18 protein-coding genes are annotated in these 17,529 nt (G+C 46.1%); 16 read left to right on the top strand and 2 right to left on the bottom strand.

Annotated elements, in window-relative coordinates:
• Positions 1 to 79 precede the first annotated feature (79 nt).
• The 3 genes from LOZ80_RS24925 to trmB all read left to right on the top strand — a co-directional run bounded on the left by LOZ80_RS24925 (position 80) and on the right by trmB (position 3,446).
• Positions 80 to 718: a WGxxGxxG family protein gene (locus tag LOZ80_RS24925; RefSeq protein WP_238167207.1), complete on the top strand. Its 639-nt coding sequence runs from the start codon at positions 80 to 82 to the stop codon at positions 716 to 718.
• 1,717 nt (positions 719 to 2,435) lie between these two features.
• Positions 2,436 to 2,639, top strand: coding sequence for a hypothetical protein (locus LOZ80_RS24920; RefSeq protein WP_238167206.1), 204 nt, complete (start codon positions 2,436 to 2,438; stop codon positions 2,637 to 2,639).
• A 75-nt stretch (positions 2,640 to 2,714) separates the two neighbouring features.
• Positions 2,715 to 3,446, top strand: a complete 732-nt coding sequence (gene trmB / locus LOZ80_RS24915; protein ID WP_238167205.1) for a tRNA (guanosine(46)-N7)-methyltransferase TrmB — start codon at positions 2,715 to 2,717, stop codon at positions 3,444 to 3,446.
• Positions 3,447 to 3,538: 92 nt separating this feature from the next.
• On the opposite strand, the gene LOZ80_RS24910 is transcribed toward trmB, so the two are convergent.
• Both LOZ80_RS24910 and LOZ80_RS24905 read right to left on the bottom strand, forming a co-directional pair.
• Positions 3,539 to 4,666 (bottom strand): MGDG synthase family glycosyltransferase, encoded by a 1,128-nt coding sequence (locus LOZ80_RS24910; RefSeq protein ID WP_238167204.1) that lies wholly within the window; start codon positions 4,664 to 4,666, stop codon positions 3,539 to 3,541.
• A 6-nt stretch (positions 4,667 to 4,672) separates the two neighbouring features.
• Entirely contained in the window at positions 4,673 to 5,200 is a 528-nt protein-coding gene (locus tag LOZ80_RS24905; RefSeq protein WP_238167203.1) for a phosphatase PAP2 family protein, read from the bottom strand.
• A 193-nt stretch (positions 5,201 to 5,393) separates the two neighbouring features.
• Between LOZ80_RS24905 and LOZ80_RS24900 the strand changes: the two genes are divergently transcribed.
• The 13 genes from LOZ80_RS24900 to LOZ80_RS24840 all read left to right on the top strand — a co-directional run bounded on the left by LOZ80_RS24900 (position 5,394) and on the right by LOZ80_RS24840 (position 17,496).
• Positions 5,394 to 6,572: a glycosyltransferase family 4 protein gene (locus LOZ80_RS24900; RefSeq protein WP_238167202.1), complete on the top strand. Its 1,179-nt coding sequence runs from the start codon at positions 5,394 to 5,396 to the stop codon at positions 6,570 to 6,572.
• 346 nt (positions 6,573 to 6,918) lie between these two features.
• Positions 6,919 to 8,154, top strand: a complete 1,236-nt coding sequence (locus tag LOZ80_RS24895) for a glycosyltransferase family 2 protein (RefSeq protein ID WP_238167201.1) — start codon at positions 6,919 to 6,921, stop codon at positions 8,152 to 8,154.
• A 221-nt stretch (positions 8,155 to 8,375) separates the two neighbouring features.
• Positions 8,376 to 8,876, top strand: coding sequence for a translation initiation factor IF-3 (gene infC / locus LOZ80_RS24890; RefSeq protein ID WP_047681158.1), 501 nt, complete (start codon positions 8,376 to 8,378; stop codon positions 8,874 to 8,876).
• 30 nt (positions 8,877 to 8,906) lie between these two features.
• On the top strand, positions 8,907 to 9,110 hold the full coding sequence (gene rpmI, locus LOZ80_RS24885; RefSeq protein ID WP_189009721.1) for a 50S ribosomal protein L35: 204 nt from the start codon (positions 8,907 to 8,909) through the stop codon (positions 9,108 to 9,110).
• 53 nt (positions 9,111 to 9,163) lie between these two features.
• A complete protein-coding gene (gene rplT, locus LOZ80_RS24880; protein ID WP_028553998.1) occupies positions 9,164 to 9,523 on the top strand; it encodes a 50S ribosomal protein L20 in 360 nt (119 codons plus the stop codon).
• Between the two features lie 756 nt (positions 9,524 to 10,279).
• Positions 10,280 to 11,644, top strand: coding sequence for an extracellular solute-binding protein (locus LOZ80_RS24875; protein WP_238167200.1), 1,365 nt, complete (start codon positions 10,280 to 10,282; stop codon positions 11,642 to 11,644).
• A gap of 33 nt (positions 11,645 to 11,677) precedes the next feature.
• Positions 11,678 to 12,562, top strand: a complete 885-nt coding sequence (locus LOZ80_RS24870; RefSeq protein WP_238167199.1) for a carbohydrate ABC transporter permease — start codon at positions 11,678 to 11,680, stop codon at positions 12,560 to 12,562.
• Positions 12,562 to 13,398 (top strand): carbohydrate ABC transporter permease, encoded by an 837-nt coding sequence (locus tag LOZ80_RS24865; RefSeq protein ID WP_238167198.1) that lies wholly within the window; start codon positions 12,562 to 12,564, stop codon positions 13,396 to 13,398. Before LOZ80_RS24870 ends, LOZ80_RS24865 begins: the two co-directional genes overlap by 1 nt.
• Positions 13,399 to 13,517: 119 nt before the next feature.
• Positions 13,518 to 14,438 carry a GntR family transcriptional regulator YhfZ gene (gene yhfZ, locus LOZ80_RS24860; RefSeq protein WP_238167197.1) on the top strand — a complete coding sequence of 307 codons (921 nt, stop codon included), beginning with the start codon at positions 13,518 to 13,520 and terminating at the stop codon, positions 14,436 to 14,438.
• 26 nt (positions 14,439 to 14,464) lie between these two features.
• The gene (locus LOZ80_RS24855; RefSeq protein ID WP_238167196.1) at positions 14,465 to 14,821 is read left to right on the top strand and encodes a PRD domain-containing protein; all 357 of its coding nucleotides are present in this window, start codon (positions 14,465 to 14,467) and stop codon (positions 14,819 to 14,821) included.
• A complete protein-coding gene (locus LOZ80_RS24850; RefSeq protein WP_238167195.1) occupies positions 14,822 to 15,187 on the top strand; it encodes a DUF2620 domain-containing protein in 366 nt (121 codons plus the stop codon).
• A complete protein-coding gene (locus LOZ80_RS24845; RefSeq protein ID WP_238167194.1) occupies positions 15,180 to 16,562 on the top strand; it encodes a YhfT family protein in 1,383 nt (460 codons plus the stop codon). The genes LOZ80_RS24850 and LOZ80_RS24845 overlap by 8 nt, the downstream gene beginning before the upstream one ends.
• A gap of 28 nt (positions 16,563 to 16,590) precedes the next feature.
• A complete protein-coding gene (locus LOZ80_RS24840) occupies positions 16,591 to 17,496 on the top strand; it encodes a phosphotriesterase family protein (protein WP_238167193.1) in 906 nt (301 codons plus the stop codon).
• The last annotated feature ends 33 nt before the right edge of the window (positions 17,497 to 17,529 follow it).

The raw sequence follows: 17,529 nt of genomic DNA, 5'->3' as shown, positions 1-17,529 counted from the left end.
AGTTCCCCGTTAAAAGTGGCGTCTAAGGAGCATGATAACTTTGCACCACCATTACATGTCGAGAGGGGAAATGGACAGGATGAAAAAGCTTCAGACCATTACTTTGACGTTAGCACTAACGACTGCATTGAGTTTTGGGGCTGTGGGTGCTCATGCCAATACGAGTGCAACGACTACGATGAACACGGATATGGGGAATTCGGGAGTAACGGGAACGGGGACTACGACAACATCGGGATATACAGGCAGCAATTATGATGCTACGGTCGGAACAGGTACTGGAATTACAGGATTGAACACAGGAACGGGGACAACTAATTCCTATTCAGGGAATACGATGAATGGCACAACAAACACCTATGGGACAGGAACAAGTACGAGTCCAGGTGCTTACAACGCCACGGGAACGAGTTCCTATTCTAACAATGGAACGGGAACCAGCACGTACTCCAATAATGGAACAGGAACGGGTGTTTTAGGACAAATTAATGGATACAGTCATAACATGATGGACCGTATGAGCACGAAGCTTCATGGAACGAGCACGACGAGAGGTACCAATAGCGGCAATTATGACACATCATCTTATCGGACATACGCTACTACGCCAACAGAAACCAAGAGTAGTATGAATTGGGGCTGGCTTGGATTAGTAGGACTACTTGGGTTAGCGGGCCTACGGAGCAATAACAAACGTAGAGACGAGAGCTACAAATAACATTAGCTGTGTTGAGGGCTGTTCTCAAAGGTCGATAGACCTTTTGGGAAGCCCTCTTTTCTTTTAAGCAAGCCTACATCTTAGGAACCCCATAATTCTTATTTCTTCAAAATGGCTGGATTTGAAATTATAGTGAATTCCAGATGCGTTATTGCAAGGGAAACATCGAAATTCCGCTCAAATTCTGCTCCATAAAGTGCCTGCAGTTCGTTAATTTCACAAAGTCGCCATTTTAGCGTCTATAAGGACATTCCAGTTCGTTAATTGCCGCCAGCTACGTTCTCAAAGGTCGACAGACTTTTTGGGGATGTTTGGGAAAGCTCTCTTTTCTTTACGTGGTGTAAATAAGGCAGCTAAACGTGCTTATTTGCTCGAAGGCATCTTAGGAACCCCATAATTCTTATTTCATCAAAATGGCTGGATTTGAAATTATAGCGAATTCCAGATGCGTTATTATTGCAAGGAAAACATCGGAATTCTGCTCAAATTCTGCTCCATAAAGTGCCTGTAGTTTGTTAATTTTACAAAGTCGCCATTTTAGCGCTTATAAGGACATTCCAGTTCGTTAAGTGCCGCCAGCTACGTTCTCAAAGGTCGATAGACCTTTTGGGGATGTTTGGGGAAGCCTTCTTTTCTTTTACGTGGCGTAATTAGGCAGCTAAACGTGCTTATTTGCTCGAAGGCATCTTAGGAACCCCATAATTCTTATTTCATCAAAATGGCTGGATTTGAAATTATAGCGAATTCCAGATGCGTTATTGCAAGGAAAACTTCGAAATTCCGCTCAAATTCTGCTCCATAAAGTGCCTGCAGTTCGTTAATTTTACAAAGTCGCCATTTTAGCGCTTATAAGGACATTCCAGTTCGTTAAGTGCCGCCAGCTACGTTCTCAAAGGTCAGACAGACCTTTTGGGGATGTTTGGGAAAGCCCTCTTTTCTTTACGTTGTGTAAATAAGGCTGCTAAACGTGCTTATTTGCTCGAAGACATCTTAGGAACCCCATAATTCTTATTTCATCAAAATGGCTGGATTTGAAATTATAGCGAATTCCAGATGCGTTATTGCAAGGAAAACATTGGATTTCCGCTCAAATTCTGCTCCATAAAGTGCCTGCAGTTCGTTAATTTTACAAATTCGTCATTTTAGCGCTTATAAGGACATTCCAGTTCGTTAAGTGCCGCCAGCTACGTTCTCAAAGGTCGACAGACCTTTTGGGGATGTTTGGGGAAGCCCTCTTTTCTTTTACGTGGCGTAAATTAGGCAGCTAAACGTGCTTATTTGCTCGAAGGCATCTTAGGAACCCCATAGTTCTTATTCCATCAAAATGGCTGGATTTGAAATTATAGCGAATTCCAGATGCGTTATTGCAAGGAAAACATCGGATTTCCGCTCAAATTCTGCTCCATAAAGTGCCTGCAGTTTGTTAATTTTACAAAGGCGTCATTTTAGCGCTTATAAGGACATTCCAGTTCGTTAAGTGCCGCTGCTCCCCCAATCACCTTGCCTCCTACCGCCCCCGCACCGCGCACCCGCGCACCCACACCGCGCACCGTCCCACCACACCGCCCACATCACACGCACTTGCACCCTTGCCATGTACTAAAACCAGTCCCCGTCTCAGCTCGCATCGCCAACTGGAACATTCTGTTAATCATAAAGACCTCCAGCTAGACTAAAACTAAGGGTAACAATCTTTATAAAGAAAGAAGGTAATGGCATGATACTTGGTTCGACTCTATCGGCAGATACAGTTTCTGTTGAGCTTACAGTTAAAGAAGCGCAGGCACTTAGCGCTGGTCTGAAATTTCCCGCAGATCCGCAAATATCCAAAGAAGCCAGACGCAAAGTCAAGCGTTCGTTGGATCAAAAGCTTTTCAAATCATCGTCGAATACGATTGCCTATCACTTGTTGGATGTGTAATTCCCTTTGATTTTTTCCCTAGAATGGTCTATGATTTGTATTCGATAGCATGTACGTGTAGGAGGCAAATTGTAAATGCGTTTACGGGGAAGAAAAGGAATTCGGGAAGATATAGAACGTCAGAAAGAACTCGTTGTTCTGAACGCCAAAGACCACAAGGGGAAATGGGCGGAATTATTCGGAAACAACAATCCGATTCATGCAGAGCTTGGCATGGGCAAAGGTCGCTTCATTAGTGAAATGAGCAGAAAGTACCCACACATTAATTTCATTGGTGTCGATATGTATGACGAGCTTATTCGCAAAGCAAGTGAGAAAGCTAAGGTTGCTCATGAGATTCAATCAGAGGAAGAGTCGGAGTCCGGCTTCAATATTCCGAATTTGAAGTTGATGCTGTTTAATATTGAGCATATTGAAGAAGCTTTTGCTGAGGGGGAGCTGGAACGGGTCTATTTAAATTTCAGTGATCCGTGGCCTAAGAAAAAGCATGCGCGCAGACGCTTGACGCATCCAGGCTTTGTTGAGAAATATAAGCAAATTCTGAATGCGAATGGCGAGATTCATTTGAAAACCGATTCGCAATCTTTGTTTGAATTCTCGCTGAATTCTTTTGCGGATATGGGGCTGAGAATGCGTAATATTTCGCTGAACTTGCATGTGGATGGCATTCATCCTGATCATGTGATGACGGAATATGAAACGAAATTCGCCGGACAAGGCATGAACATTCACCGTTGTGAAGTAGTGATTGGTCAAGATGCGCTTGCTGCCCATCTAGATCAGCTTAGCAAACCAGCAGCCGAGTAGGTTTCTGTTTGATCGTGTTTTAACTCAAATAAAGCTATCCCACTGAAGCATGCGCTGCAGGAGGATGGCTTTTTTCATTTATTCATTTGCGGTTAGCCCATTACCTGCAGGATGACGTCGGAACAATCAATGTGAGGCTCTTTCATTCTTCGATGGAAATTAGAGATGCGCTTCGCTTCCACATCGGTATAGCGGCTAGCCAACATCGTCAGCCAACTGGCAATGGTAGCGGCCGATCGGATGCGTTCACCCAATCCTTGCTGGGTAAAATAATGCACATTCTCTTCCTCTTGTCCAGGGATCGGATCGTAGAAGAGCATTGGAATCGATTTGGCTAGGCCCTCCGAACAGGTCATGCCTCCGGGCTTCGTCACAAGCAAATCGGAAACTTCCATCAACTTGTCAATCTCCTGCGTGAAGCCGAGCAAATGGATGTTTGGATGCTGATAGCGTGTATCCATAGCTAGTTTGGCCAATGCTTTTTGATTGTTGCCCAGACAAAATATGAATTGAATACGGTCTCTCCAAGCGACCAAATGCTCGCTAAGCGAATCTCCGCCGATGAGGCCCCAGCCGCCGCCCATGACCAACACTGTCGGCATGGCAGCTAATTGAAATTGCTGTCGAATATTCGCTTTATCGTGCGCTTCCCGGAAGCTCGGATGCACGGGAATTCCCGTAATTTCGACTTGTGTGTCAGCAATGCCACGGCCAAGAAGTTTACTTTTGACACAGGCTGTTGACACCATATATTTATTGACTTCACGACTTACCCAAGTGCCATGCACATCGTAATCGGTAATAACCGTGCATAACGGAATTTCGAGGCCAGCCCTTTTTAAGCGGGATACGACCACACTGGGAAAAGGATGCGTACACACAATGGCTTGCGGCGACCAATCTTGGATGATGGCTGCGGTCTGTGCATAGAAGATGCGGTGCAAGGCCAATTGGGTCAAACGGTTCAAAGATTTCTTGTACTGTGAACGGTACAATCGTCCATAAAGTTTGGGGCTTGTTGTCAGCGTTTTTTTGTAAGCCTGAAAAACCCAAGGAGCAAGGGTCGGATGAAGGAAGGAGCCCAACTCCAGTACAAGCGTCTCGATTGTTGGGCAACGCTTCTCCAGGCTGACGGCGAGCGCGTAGGCCGCTTGCGTATGGCCGGCTCCGAATCCTTCCGAGAGGATGAGCACTCTTTTTTTAGTGTGCAGCGTCGTCATAATTGGTTACCCCCACATGGCTACAGTCACTAGCGAAGCTGTCGAGCCGATTAAACAGCCAACGATACAATCTGAAGGATAATGCAGCCCAAGATAAATACGGGAAAGGCTGACGGTAAGTGCGAGCGGAATAAGGACAAGACCAAGTGCCGGCATAGCTGCGACAAAAGGAAAGATAATGGAAAAAATAGCTGTTGTATGGCCGGAAGGAAAGGAATGATCCGTCAGTGGATTTTTACCTATAATGGTTTGGGGATGAACGAGATAAGGACGCAGTCGCGGATATTTCTTCTTAATGATAGCGACCGGAATATGGCTGACCGTTAAAGCGATTAAAGCCTGAAGTCCTGCAACTCGTAGGGCGCCATGACCGAACAAGGCACAACACAAGGAGATAACAATTGTAGCTGTGGCTCCGCCAAGATGTGTTATTTTTGAAAAGAAATGATCAAGAAAGAAGTGTTGGATACGTTGATTCACAAAGTGGAACGCGCGTGTTTCATGATGCTGAAGCCAGTTCACGACTCTGCTCATGAGTAGTAGCCTCCTTCGTAACTTGAGATACCTGCTTATGTATATTGTAGAGAACGTTTATTAAAAGAAGATTAACTCCATAATAAATTTTAAGAAACACGATTTTACGTTCCTATGATCTTTCACTAACAATCCCATGCTAGCATGAAGCGAATAAGGAATTTCATGTTAAAAGGTAAAGGGGCTGATTAGAATGAGAGTTGCCTTGTTTACAGACACTTTCTTGCCGGATATCAATGGGGTTGCGAAGACGCTTGGCAGATGGACACGGTTTTTGGAGTCAAAGGGAATCGCTTGTCAGGTGTTTGCGCCTACCAGTGTGACAGAAGACGACAGCGATATTTTTCGTGTGGAACGGTTTTACAGTATTCCCTTTTTATTGTACCCCGAATGTCGCTTAGCTATCCCGAACCCTGTGCAGCTTCGCAAGTCGCTCCATGCCTTTCAGCCTACCCTCATTCACTGTGCAACCCCTTTCAATTTGGGACTTTTCGGCCTTCATCATGCCCGCAAACATAGGACTCCGCTAGTCGCCTCCTACCATACTCATTTTGACCAATACTTGAATCATTATAAAATCCCTTGGGTGGAGCCTACGCTGTGGAAATACATGCAGTGGTTTCATCAAAGCTGTCAGAGGGTTTATGTGCCCTCACAGTCAACTTTAGATCATTTGCACGCCAAAGGGTTGCGTCAGTTAGAAATTTGGAGCCGCGGTGTCGATACAGAACGATTTCAGCCGATTGTCGATCGGAAGTCAGTACTTGAGGCTTATGGCGTCGATCCGGCCAAATTCGTTATGCTGTATGTCGGACGAATAGCCCCGGAAAAAAGTATTGAAGTCGCGCTGGACAGTTACATGGCGCTTCCGCAAGCGATTCAAGAGGACACTCATCTGATTATCGCCGGTGACGGACCCTCTGCCGGAATGCTGCGCGAATGCTATGAAGGTAATCCGGGAGTTACGTTTACGGGTTTCGTTCAGGGAGCAAATCTCGCTGAGCTTTATGCGGCTGCGGACGTGTTTCTTTTTCCCTCGGCAACCGAAACGTTCGGTAATGTTGTACTTGAAGCTATGGCCTGTGGGACAACTGTGATTGGAGCAGCGGCAGGCGGGGTAATGGATAATATTCAGCACGACGTAACGGGACTGCTGTGTCCGCCCGGTGACGTTGCTGCTTTTATGCAAGCCGTCATCAGGTTGCATGCATCACACGAGACGCGCTGCAGGCTGGCCTTGGCAGGCAGGGAGTATGCTTTGCGGCAGTCCTGGGATCAGATATTTCATAAGCTGCTTGCCAGCTATGAAGAAATTAGTGATGCCAACGCGGCGAATGCGCTGCTCAGTTCTGAAGCCCGAATGATTCGTTAATGGCGATCAACAGCAAAAGTTGTCAGGCATACTTCAGGTGAATTATAATAAACCCCGTACCATACAAGTGGGGTGCTTCGTCTAAATGGTGAACTTTTTGTACACAATAAAATGAAAAACGATGAAAACAGGACATTAACGATCTGATTTCAAGCACATCCTATAAAGTTTGTGTGCGTTCCCCTTAAAACTCAAGGAACTGGCGTAATTTCGGTTATTGCAGACTTTGACAAACAGGGGGAAAGAGAGGAAAATCAAGAACGGTTAATTCACCTGTACATAAACTGCGCATACGCGTATAAAAAGATAGCTTGTGTGCATAAACAAAAAAGGGGGACTTTGCTTCATGCTTGACAATATTATGCTTACCTTTCAAATTGGCTTGGCTTTGGTTGGTGCGTATCAGTTGTTTTTAACTTTTTTCGGATGGTATCGTCCGAGGAACAAACAGACTTTTGCTCCACAGAAATCGTTTGCTGTCTTAGTGGCCGCTCATAATGAGGAGCAGGTTGTAGGTGCATTGATCGAGAATCTCAAAACGCTCGACTATCCCAAAGAGCTGTATGATATCTTCGTGATTTGTGACAACTGCACAGACAACACAGCGGATATCGCGCGCAGTCACGGTGTGTACGCCATGGAACGCCATAATCCAAATCTGCGAGGAAAAGGGTATGCGATCGAATGGATGCTCAAGGAGCTTTGGAAGCGTGAGCGTCAGTATGATGCTGTTGTGATGTTCGATGCCGACAACCTTTCCAGTTCGGATTACCTGATTCACATGAATAATGATCTTTGCTCGGGTTCCCGCGTTATTCAAGCTTACCTGGACAGCAAGAATCCGAATGATTCTTGGGTTACAGGTTCCTATGCGATCTCCTACTATTTCGCTAACCGCTTCTGGCAAATGCCCCGCACGAACTTAGGGCTTGCTAATTACCTGGGCGGCACTGGCATGTGTTTCGAGTCCAAACTGTTGAAACAGATTGGTTGGGGCGCTACGAGCCTTGTAGAAGATCTGGAGTTCTCGATGCGTTGTATCAAGCTGGGCATTCGCCCAACGTATAACTACGAAGCCATCGTTTATGATGAGAAGCCGCTCACGTTTAAAGTATCCGCCAAACAGCGCTTGCGCTGGATGCAAGGACACTTTGATGTGGCCAAGCGCTATTTCTTCCCATTGTTATGGCAAGGGATCAAAGAGGGCAGCTGGACCAAAATTGATGCGGCTATTTATTCCGCTAACGTATACAACTTCTTTTTCGGCGCGATTATCACTGTGCTGCTATGGATTAAATCCGTGACGCCAGGTTGGTCAGAAACACCGATGCTTGCTGATGTCAATCCTGTATTCTTCAATTCGGTAAGCTTAGCGATATATGTGCTGCTGCCAATTTCCATGTATATTGAGAAAGCTCCAGGGAAAGTTTATAAATACTTAATTTTATATCCTGTGTTTATGCTTTCTTGGTGGCCAATTACGTTCTATGCGTTCTTCACGCAAAACAACAAACAATGGAGCCATACCGAGCATACACGCGTCATTCGTCTGGATGAAATGAAAAGTAAACAAGTGAGTTGACTTTCCTTGAACGAAATGATATTATATTTCAAGTAAAAGCAGAAGCGCCCGCTTCTCACCTGACCGACACTGTTGGCTGGTTTGAATGAATCATCATGTATGTTAAATAGGTCATGAACCTGTTATTGATGAAGATGTGGGCCCATGCGCCCGCATCTTTTTATTTTATGGATAGAGCGCTACATACTTTATGGAGGTGGAACACTATTAGCAAAGACCATATGATTAATGATGAGATTCGTGTGAAGGAAGTACGCCTGATCGGGGCGGACGGAGAACAACTCGGTATTACACCGATTCGCGAAGCTCTTCAAATTGCACTGGACGCGAACCTTGACTTGGTAAATGTGGCACCGACGGCTAAGCCGCCTGTCTGCCGCATTATGGATTACGGTAAATTCCGTTATGAAACGCAGAAGAAAGAAAAAGAAGCTCGTAAGAACCAGAAGATCGTGGATATCAAAGAAATTCGCCTAAGCGCGACAATCGATGAGCATGACTTCCAAACGAAGCTTCGCAATGCGGTTAAGTTTCTTGGCGAAGGCGATAAAGTAAAAGCTAGCGTTCGATTCCGTGGTCGCGAAATTGCCCACTCGGAAATCGGTCGCAGAGTGCTTGAGCGTCTTGCTACAGAAACTGCTGATATCTCCTCGCAGGAGCGCGCTCCAAAGCTTGAAGGAAGAAGCATGATCATGATTTTAACGCCGAAAGTTACGACCTAGGCGGTATACTAAATTAGGAGGAACAACACCATGCCGAAAATGAAAACACACAGCAGCCTGAAAGGCCGTTTCAAAATCACTGGCACAGGCAAAGTGATGAGATACAAACAAGGTAAGAACCACTTGCTTTCCGGTAAATCTTCACGTCAAAAACGCGTTTTGTCTACGAACCCAACCATGGCTCCTGGCGATGTACGTCGTTTGCAACAACAGCTGTCCCTTATCAAAGGTTAATTTTACTAGCTAAAATTCGAACATTATTTATATATCCCAGGAGGTAATCAACCATGGCAAGAGTCAAGGGCGGATTTATTCGCGCTCACCGTCGCAAAAAGATTTTGAAATTAGCAAAAGGTTATTTCGGTTCCAAACATCGCTTATTTAAAACAGCTAAAGAACAAGTAATGAAGTCTTTAGTGTATGCATACCGTGACCGTCGTCAAACGAAACGTAACTTCCGCAGACTGTGGATTACACGTATCAATGCTGGCGCTCGTCAAAACGGCCTTAGCTACAGCAAATTGATGCACGGCCTGAAATTGGCTGGTATCGAAGTAAACCGCAAAATCTTGGCTGATTTGGCTGTGAATGATTCCAAAGCGTTCAACGATTTGGCAACAGCTGCAAAAGCAAAAGTAAACGCGTAAGCATCGCTTCGCGTCCAAGAAGCTTGTCCTCCTCGGAGGGCAGGCTTCTTTTTTTTGAATGAACTGCTGGCATGCGCGATAAAAACTTTTCTAAAAGGTAATTTACAATTCGAATAAACGATGCTATTATGATGAAAGATTCAAAATACAAAATAAAGTATATTCAGAAATCAGCAGCGCAGCAGCATGTTTTTGAAAAGAATCCTGTAGTGGTTTCATTTTTTTTGATTCAATATACATTTTAATGTACATTGAATCATTGCTTGAAGGGCAGAATTTGTTTTGAGTGCCCAGGAGGTACCCACCTGCCTCGCGCGGGAGAAGGGGACGTGGAGTTAAGTAACTACAAGCCGCTATTTCAGCCACAAGTGTCAGTATTGAGGTTGAGGAAACCTCAAGCCAGTTATTCCAGCCAGAAGCATCAGTTTGCATGACTTAAGGGAACTACAGTTCGCTATTCTAGTCAAAAGTGCCATTATCGCAAGTTTGAGGGAACTACAGTACGCTATTTTGCTGTTTGAACACAAATTCAGTGCTTTTCGTGGAAATAAGGCCCTGTAGTTCCGCTATGACCCTCGCGTCCCTGCTAATTGCCTAAATAGCGCCCTGTAGTTCCCTAAACAGGAGTTTTCGCTTTGAAGAGGCTAGCCTCTTAGGGGGTGAGAGCGCTTTACAACAGGAATGGGCAAGCTGCAAGGAAAGGAATCGAAGCAAAATCAGTTTTCATACTATGATCAATGGGGAGTTGTTAGGTAGATGAAAAAGCAAGCATTGTTAGCCACGGTAGCATTGGTAGCATTGGCAGGATGTACAGGGAAGAATGCAGAGAGTACGGCTTCAAGTCCATCAAATCCATCAAGTCCTGCTGTGTCGCCTAAGAATGAAGCCGAAAAAGTTGCGAAAGCGGAGTCTTTTACAATGGTGCTGCGCCATATTAACATTCGCGAAACGGCTAAGCCAACTTTGAAGCTGCTTGAGGAAGTTGTGAAGAAGACTGAACAAGATGTGCCGGGCTTGAAGTTCACTTTGGATGGTGTCGAAGATACCGTCAACCGGAATGTGAAGTTGAAAGCTGAGATGGCGAGTGGCTCGCAGCCGCCGATATTCAATTTGTTTGGCGGTGCGGATACTCAGAACTATGCGAAAGCGGGCCGTTTGTTGGCACTGAATGATATTATGGCTGAAGTCGGAATCAAGGATTCCTTCTTCGATCTCCGTGAATTTACAGTTGATGGGAAAATTTACGGATTACCTGAAACCGGATACATAGAAGGATTTTTTTATAACAAAAAGTTGTTTGAGGAAACCGGTATCCAAGTTCCCAAAACATGGGATGATTTGATGACGGCCATGGAAAAGCTGAGAGCCAAAGGCATCACACCTCTGGCAATGGGAGCAGGAGCAGGTGATGCTTGGGTTGCTAATATGCTCGTTAACAGTATGTTTGTAGCTCTTGGCGGCCCTGAATTGCAGGATGGCTTTGCGAAAGGAACGACCAAATGGACAGATCCAGCGGTAGTGGAAACGTTCAAACGTATTGATGATATGAAGAAGAAAAAGTATATTGATCCGAATGTATTGGGGTTAGGATTTGCCGAGGGTCAGGCGAACTTCTACACAGGAAAAGCGGCTATGTTGTTTGATGGCAGCTGGGCCGTAAACGCGATTGTTGGCGAGAAGTCCACAGTCAAGGATTCAACTGGATTTTTCCGATTCCCGGATACAGGCGGCAAAGGTGACGGCTATCTGAATGGTGGCTGGTCGAACGGTTACGGTTTCTCAGCTGCGTTGAAGGATAATGAGAAGAAAGCCGTTAAGACGTTCATCAAAAACTTCTATAGCTTGGATAACCAAAAACGGACATTGGTTGAAACGAACCAAATTCCAGCTATGAAGGGTGTCAAAGATGTTCAGGGCGCTAATGAACTTATTAAATCTATCGGTGAACAGCAAGGTTCGGCCAAAGGAGCATATCCCGCTTTTGACGCACTAGTGCAGCCCAATGTGAAGATCACGCTGGAGACAACCATTCAAGAACTTTTAGGCGGACAAATCAAACCGGAAGCAGCGGCAGAGCGTATGCAAAAAACGCAAGAAAGTGCTAATGCGGCTGGGAAATAAAACAGTTCTGAACCTGACGCAGGAGTGGTAGAAATGATCAAAATATACAGAAATTTCACAGCATATTTCATCTTTGTGATTCCGGCGCTGCTGTTGTACATCACCTTTTATTTAACGCCGTTGTTTAATTCGCTGCATTATTCCGTAACAAGCTGGAACGGTATTAATGAGCCAGTTTTTAATGGATTCGACAACTTTGCGAAGGCGTTGACGGATGAGAAGTTTTGGGTGGCTTTTAAAAACAATCTTTACTTTGTGGCCTTCTCCGTGTTCGTACAGATCCCATTAATTATTGTGATATCCATTATGGTGAGCAGCGTGAAACGCTTCTTGGGCTTTTACAAGCTCACCGTTTTTTTACCAAGCATTTTATCGACGGCTTCGGTGGCGATTATCTGGAAATTCATTTTTGCTCCGGAAGCCGGCTTGCTGAATCAATTGCTCAAGGGAATCGGTCTTGAATCCTGGACGCATATTTGGTTGGGGGACAAATCAGTGGCTTTCTTGGCTGTTCTCGTCACGAATGCCTGGCAATGGACAGGATTTTATATTGTACTCGTGCTTGCTGGCATTTTCGCGATACCCAAAGAAATCATGGAAGCTGGAGAAATTGACGGCGCTGTGGGTTGGCGCAAAGCATGGTCGCTCACGATACCGCTCATTCGACCCGTTATCGGCGTAACGCTGTTGCTGTCGGTAACAGGAGCGATGAAAGCGCTGGATACGGTTCTCATTATGACGAAAGGCGGTCCGTTCGGCTCCACGGAGCTGATGGCAACCTACATGTATAAGCAAGCGTACAGCTTGAGCGATTTCGGATATGCAAACGCGATTTCAATTGTGATTACGATATTTACAGCACTACTGTCCCTGTTCCTAACCTTCTTCAACAATAAGTCGAAGGAGGTATCCTACTGATGCCCACAAAGACCAAACCGAAACGTCGTATTCTGTCTCATGTCGTGCTTGGTGTATATGTCTTAACGGTCCTGTATCCTCTGTGGTTTGTTCTTGTTGCTTCAATGAAAAACAATACGGAGCTGTTCAATGATCCATGGGGGCTGCCGCATCAGCTGGATTTCACAAACTATATTCACGTGCTGTCCAACTCGCCTATATGGAAGAATTTCATGAATAGCGCCATAGTGGGACTGGTTGCTACGTTCAGTACCATTCTGCTGTCAACAGCAATCGCTTATGCGGTGACGAGAATGAAGTTTAAGGTATTAAATAAGCTGGTGTATGGCTTGCTTCTTATATCTTTGCTAATTCCCCCTGCTTCGCTGCTGATTCCGCTCTATATCATGATCAAGGACTTCGGCTTGTACAATTCGCACTTGGCACTCATTCTTCCGTATACTTCTTTCGGCATACCGCTTTCTGTTTTTATTATCAGTGCTTTTCTGAAATCGATCCCGCTGGAGCTGGAGGAAGCCGGAGTGATGGATGGGCTGAGTACGTATGGCATTCTGGGGAGAATTATCATCCCGCTTACGATGCCTACATTGGTTACCGTCTTTATTCTGAATTTTATTAACAATTGGAATGAATACATTTTGGCCAGCTTGTTTTTATCCAGTCAAGAGCTCCGCACCATGCCAGTGGCAATCGTCGCTTTTGCTGACAAGTATAATTTTAATTATGGGGCGATGACGGCTTCTATTGTGCTTAGCGTTGTTCCGGTTATGATCATGTATGCTTTTTTCCAAAGAAGTATTATCGAAGGCGTCACAGCAGGAAGCGTGAAGGGCTAAGCGGCAATCCTTGCAATAGTCCTTTACACCGTTATTTGCGCTCTTGTATAATAAATTCACTGTCCAATATACAAAATTATGTACTTTATGATTGGGCAAGAATTGGAGCTAGATAACGAATGAAAGATAAATTATATCAGAAAAGCGGCATGGTCATCATGCATTTGGCCCGAGTGTTCATGACGAAGAAGAAAGGCGACCGTATCGAAACGGTGTCTGAATATGAGAAAGAGCTCGGTTTTGCCAGAGGAACCATTCAGAATGCGCTATCCGTACTGAAAACGGAGGGTGCTGTAACGTTGGAAAGCAGAGGGCATATCGGTACCTATGTGGTGGATATCGATTACAAAATGGTGTGGATGTTCACAGGCATCGACTTCATTATGGGCGCTATGCCGCTGCCATATTCCAAATTGTATGAAGGATTTGCCACCGGCTTATACAAATCTGCTGAAAGTCATAGCGTAGATTTGAACATGGCTTATGTTAGAGGAGCAACAGTGCGGATTCAAATGCTGCTGAAAGGCGCCTATGATTTCGTCGTGGTGTCCCGATTGGCTGCCAAACAAGCGATTGCAGATGGGCTTGAACTGGAGATTGGACTTCAATTTGCCGAGAGGACGTATTTGTCTGAGCATGTTATTTTGTTCGCTGACAGCACGAAGACGAAGATCGAGGACGGCATGACAATTGGGCTGGATCCCAAATCGATCGATCAGTCTGTCATTACGAAGGCGCTGTGCGAAGGCAAGCAAGTGAAGCTAGTGGAGATGCCTTACAACCAGATTGTTCACAGCATTCAATCACAAACCATCGACGCGGGTGTATGGAACCTTGATGAAATTAAGGAAAAGGAATACAACATTCCCTTTCAGCGGATCACGGATAATGCGGCTTTCACTGAGGCGTCAGCCGCCGTTATTTTGACTTCCAAAAATAACAAAGGGATCAACAATATCCTGAAAGAAATGATCCAATCCGACATTGTACTCGATTACCAGCGCAAAGTCGTTAGCTATGAGATTGACCCGAGCTATTGATATTAAGAAGAGGGGGAACAGGCAAGATGCTGAATGAGCGGATTGAATTGATTTATGCTTCGAAACAAGTGGACCTTGATACCTATGAGCAAACGCCGGGTTTGCTGCGCAAGGTCGAAGCCTTTCTGGATATCCAACTTGATGAGGAGAACGCAGGATCGTTCACCTCTCATCTGATGAAAGCTATTGATCGGATTAAGAGGAACGGAGCTGTTCAGGAGTGCTCGCCGGCTCTTCTGCAGCAAGCTGCCGCGAAGACGCCTATTTACGACTTCTCACTTGAGTTGCTGTCACCGTTTAATGTGCATGGGACCTCCCTGGATGCTGAGGCTGCGTTTATTGCGTCCTATTTGCTGGCGATGACCGAAGAGGAGGAAATGTGAATGTTGCGAATTGTTATTGCGGGATTACAAAAAGATCGGATTGAAAGATGCGTGAAAGAAGCAGGCGCAGAGCAGGTAGAAGTGGCGATTATGACAGATATGGAAGCGGCCAAAAAAGTGAAAAATGGCCAAGCTGACTATTATATTGGCGCATGCAATTCAGGCGGAGGGGCAGCTCTCTCCATTGCCATCGGCTTGCTGGGATTCAGTCGGTGCGCTACGGTTGCCAAAAGCGGAGGCAAGCCTGATCCGCAGAAGATCGAAGCGCTCGTTCATCAGGGCACAGTGGCTTTCGGCATCGCTGAGGAAAGCATTGAAACGGCTGTTCCTCTAATCATCGGCAGCTTGTTGAAGAAGCATGGATAAGGTTGACTGGAGCAGCTTGGATTTCTTGCAGCGTTTATCCATCACGCAGATGGTAGTTGTTATTTGTTTAACCTCACTTACGGCGCTGGCTGCACATCTAGGCAAGGCCGTATTTCATGACGGCATCCGTCCCATCCTTCCAGAAGTTCAAGAAGGACGAATGAACCGGCGTGAACTGGCTTCTATCGCGTATGGGTTGAGTTTTGGATTTATGGTTTCCGTTGGCCTTTCATTCGCCTTCTCCTTCCAGATGCTGAATCCGTGGTTGTTATTCCTGCCTACGGATATTCTGGGAGTGCTCGCAGCGCGATGGTGGATCGCTCTTGGCTTGGGAGCTGTATGGGGCGGAATTGCCTTGTTTGGGCTTGCGGGTATATTGTCGCTTCTCTCCATGCTGCCCGTAGATATCCTGGGGCCGCTTGGTGAGCTGAATGCGCCATTCATGGTCGCCGTCGCTGCTTTTCCGCTTCTTGCTATCCTGTATCAGTTCGGATGGAGACGCGCATTGCTTAGCGCAGGTGTCGTAATTCTTATACGGCAGACACTTCTTCTCTATACCAATAGTGGGATTTTCGTGCAGGTTTCCGTTTCAACGATCGTATCTGTCCTTTTTCTTATAGGTTTTGCCGTTTATAAAGAAATCGCCGCCAGAAGGTCTGGGCGGCAAGATATGTCTGTGCTCGCAGATGAGATATCCGACAAAGCAGCATCCGAGGAACAAGCCAGCTTCAACCAACAGGTGAAACGAATATCCAGAGGGTTGCCCCTGCTCATGGCTATCGGCTGTTGTATAGCGATTGCCTGCAATATGGGGGTGTTTACCGGCTCGGATGCAGCTATCCCTTATTTGCAAAGCGCTTGGAAAGATGAGGGAGCCACGCGCATGGGTTTGCTGCAAAGCGCAGCTGTTGTGGATGTGAGTCGATTGCTTAGCTTCATGCCTATGGTCGTGACCACAGCATTGGCAACTGGCGTTTATGGAGTTGCAGGGTTGATGCTGGTGTTCCCAGTCGGATATTTATCCCCCAATCCACTGATTGCCGGTTTGCTGGGCGCATTGACGATTTATTTGGAAATTCTGGCCCTGCGCAAGGTTAGTTCGTGGCTGCATCGGCATCCAGGGGTGCGCGAAACTTCCGATTATTTCCGCTCTGCGATGAATACGATGATGGAAATCGGGCTGTTGATCGGAGGGGGCATGGCTGTAATCCGAATGGGTTCCAGTGCTCCCGGCCTCGGATTGACGCTGTATATATTAGTGTATGTGGCAAATGAAAGCTTAGGGCGCCCAGTCATGCGACTTGCAATTGGGCCGGTAGCGGCGATCGTGAGCGGGCTGCTCTTGAATGTCCTCTACGCTGTCCACTTGCTCTGAGAGATCAAACAACTAAGGAGGATTACCATTGAAGCTGCATACGGTTAGGGGGCTTATGGATGCTTCAGCGATAGGCAGCACCATGATTCACGAGCATCTCGTGTTCGATTTAACGGGTGTAAGGCAGGATACGGATTCGAGGCTGCAAAGCACGGATGTGATAGAAGAAATAGCGGAACTTAAGGCTGCGGGGTGCAGCCTGGTTGTGGAAGTATCCAATATTGGCATGGGGCGCAATCCCCTTGAGATGCTTGAGATTGCAGAGCGAACGGGGATCGCGATTGTGGCTTCTACCGGGTTCTATAAGGAGTGTTTTTATCCTCCTTTTGTATTTGAAAGCAGCTCAGAAAGCTTGGCCGAGATCTTCGTTCAGGATATCGAAGAGGGGATGGACGGCACGTCGATCAAGGCTGGGCTGATAGCTGAGATTGGAAGCAGCTTGAATGAAATTACAGCAGCGGAGGAGAAGGTATTCCGGGCTGCTATTCTCGCTCACCGGACGACAGGGGCATCGATCAGCACGCATTGCGAAATCGGTACGATGGGCAAGCAGCAGTTGGCGTTGTTCGATCAGTACGGAGCAGATTTGAGCAGAATCTCTTTTGGACATCAGGACTTAAATTTGGATATGGATGAGCAGATGATGCTCGTCAAGAGCGGGGCGTTCATACAATTCGATACCGTGGGCAAGCTCAGTTACCGCTCGGATGAGGATCGCGCTGTGAATTTGGTGCGGCTGCTGGAAGCGGGCTTCGAAGACAAGCTGATGCTATCATGCGATATTACGAGGAAATCGCATTTGCGCCATTATGGCGGGCATGGCTATCATCATTTGTTTGAGAGTTTCCTTCCTTTGCTAGAAAAATATGGAGTTACCGATCCTATGCTGTTTAAGATGCTCGTTGAGAATCCGCGTAAATTTTTAGCATTTTAGGCTGACGGTACTCCGATGTCAACGACATAAGGA

Origin of the sequence: Paenibacillus sp. HWE-109 (genome assembly GCF_022163125.1) — a bacterium.
GTDB lineage: Bacteria > Bacillota > Bacilli > Paenibacillales > NBRC-103111 > Paenibacillus_E.
Note: the sequence above shows the minus strand (reverse complement) of the source record. Positions and strands in the feature narration are given on the sequence as shown.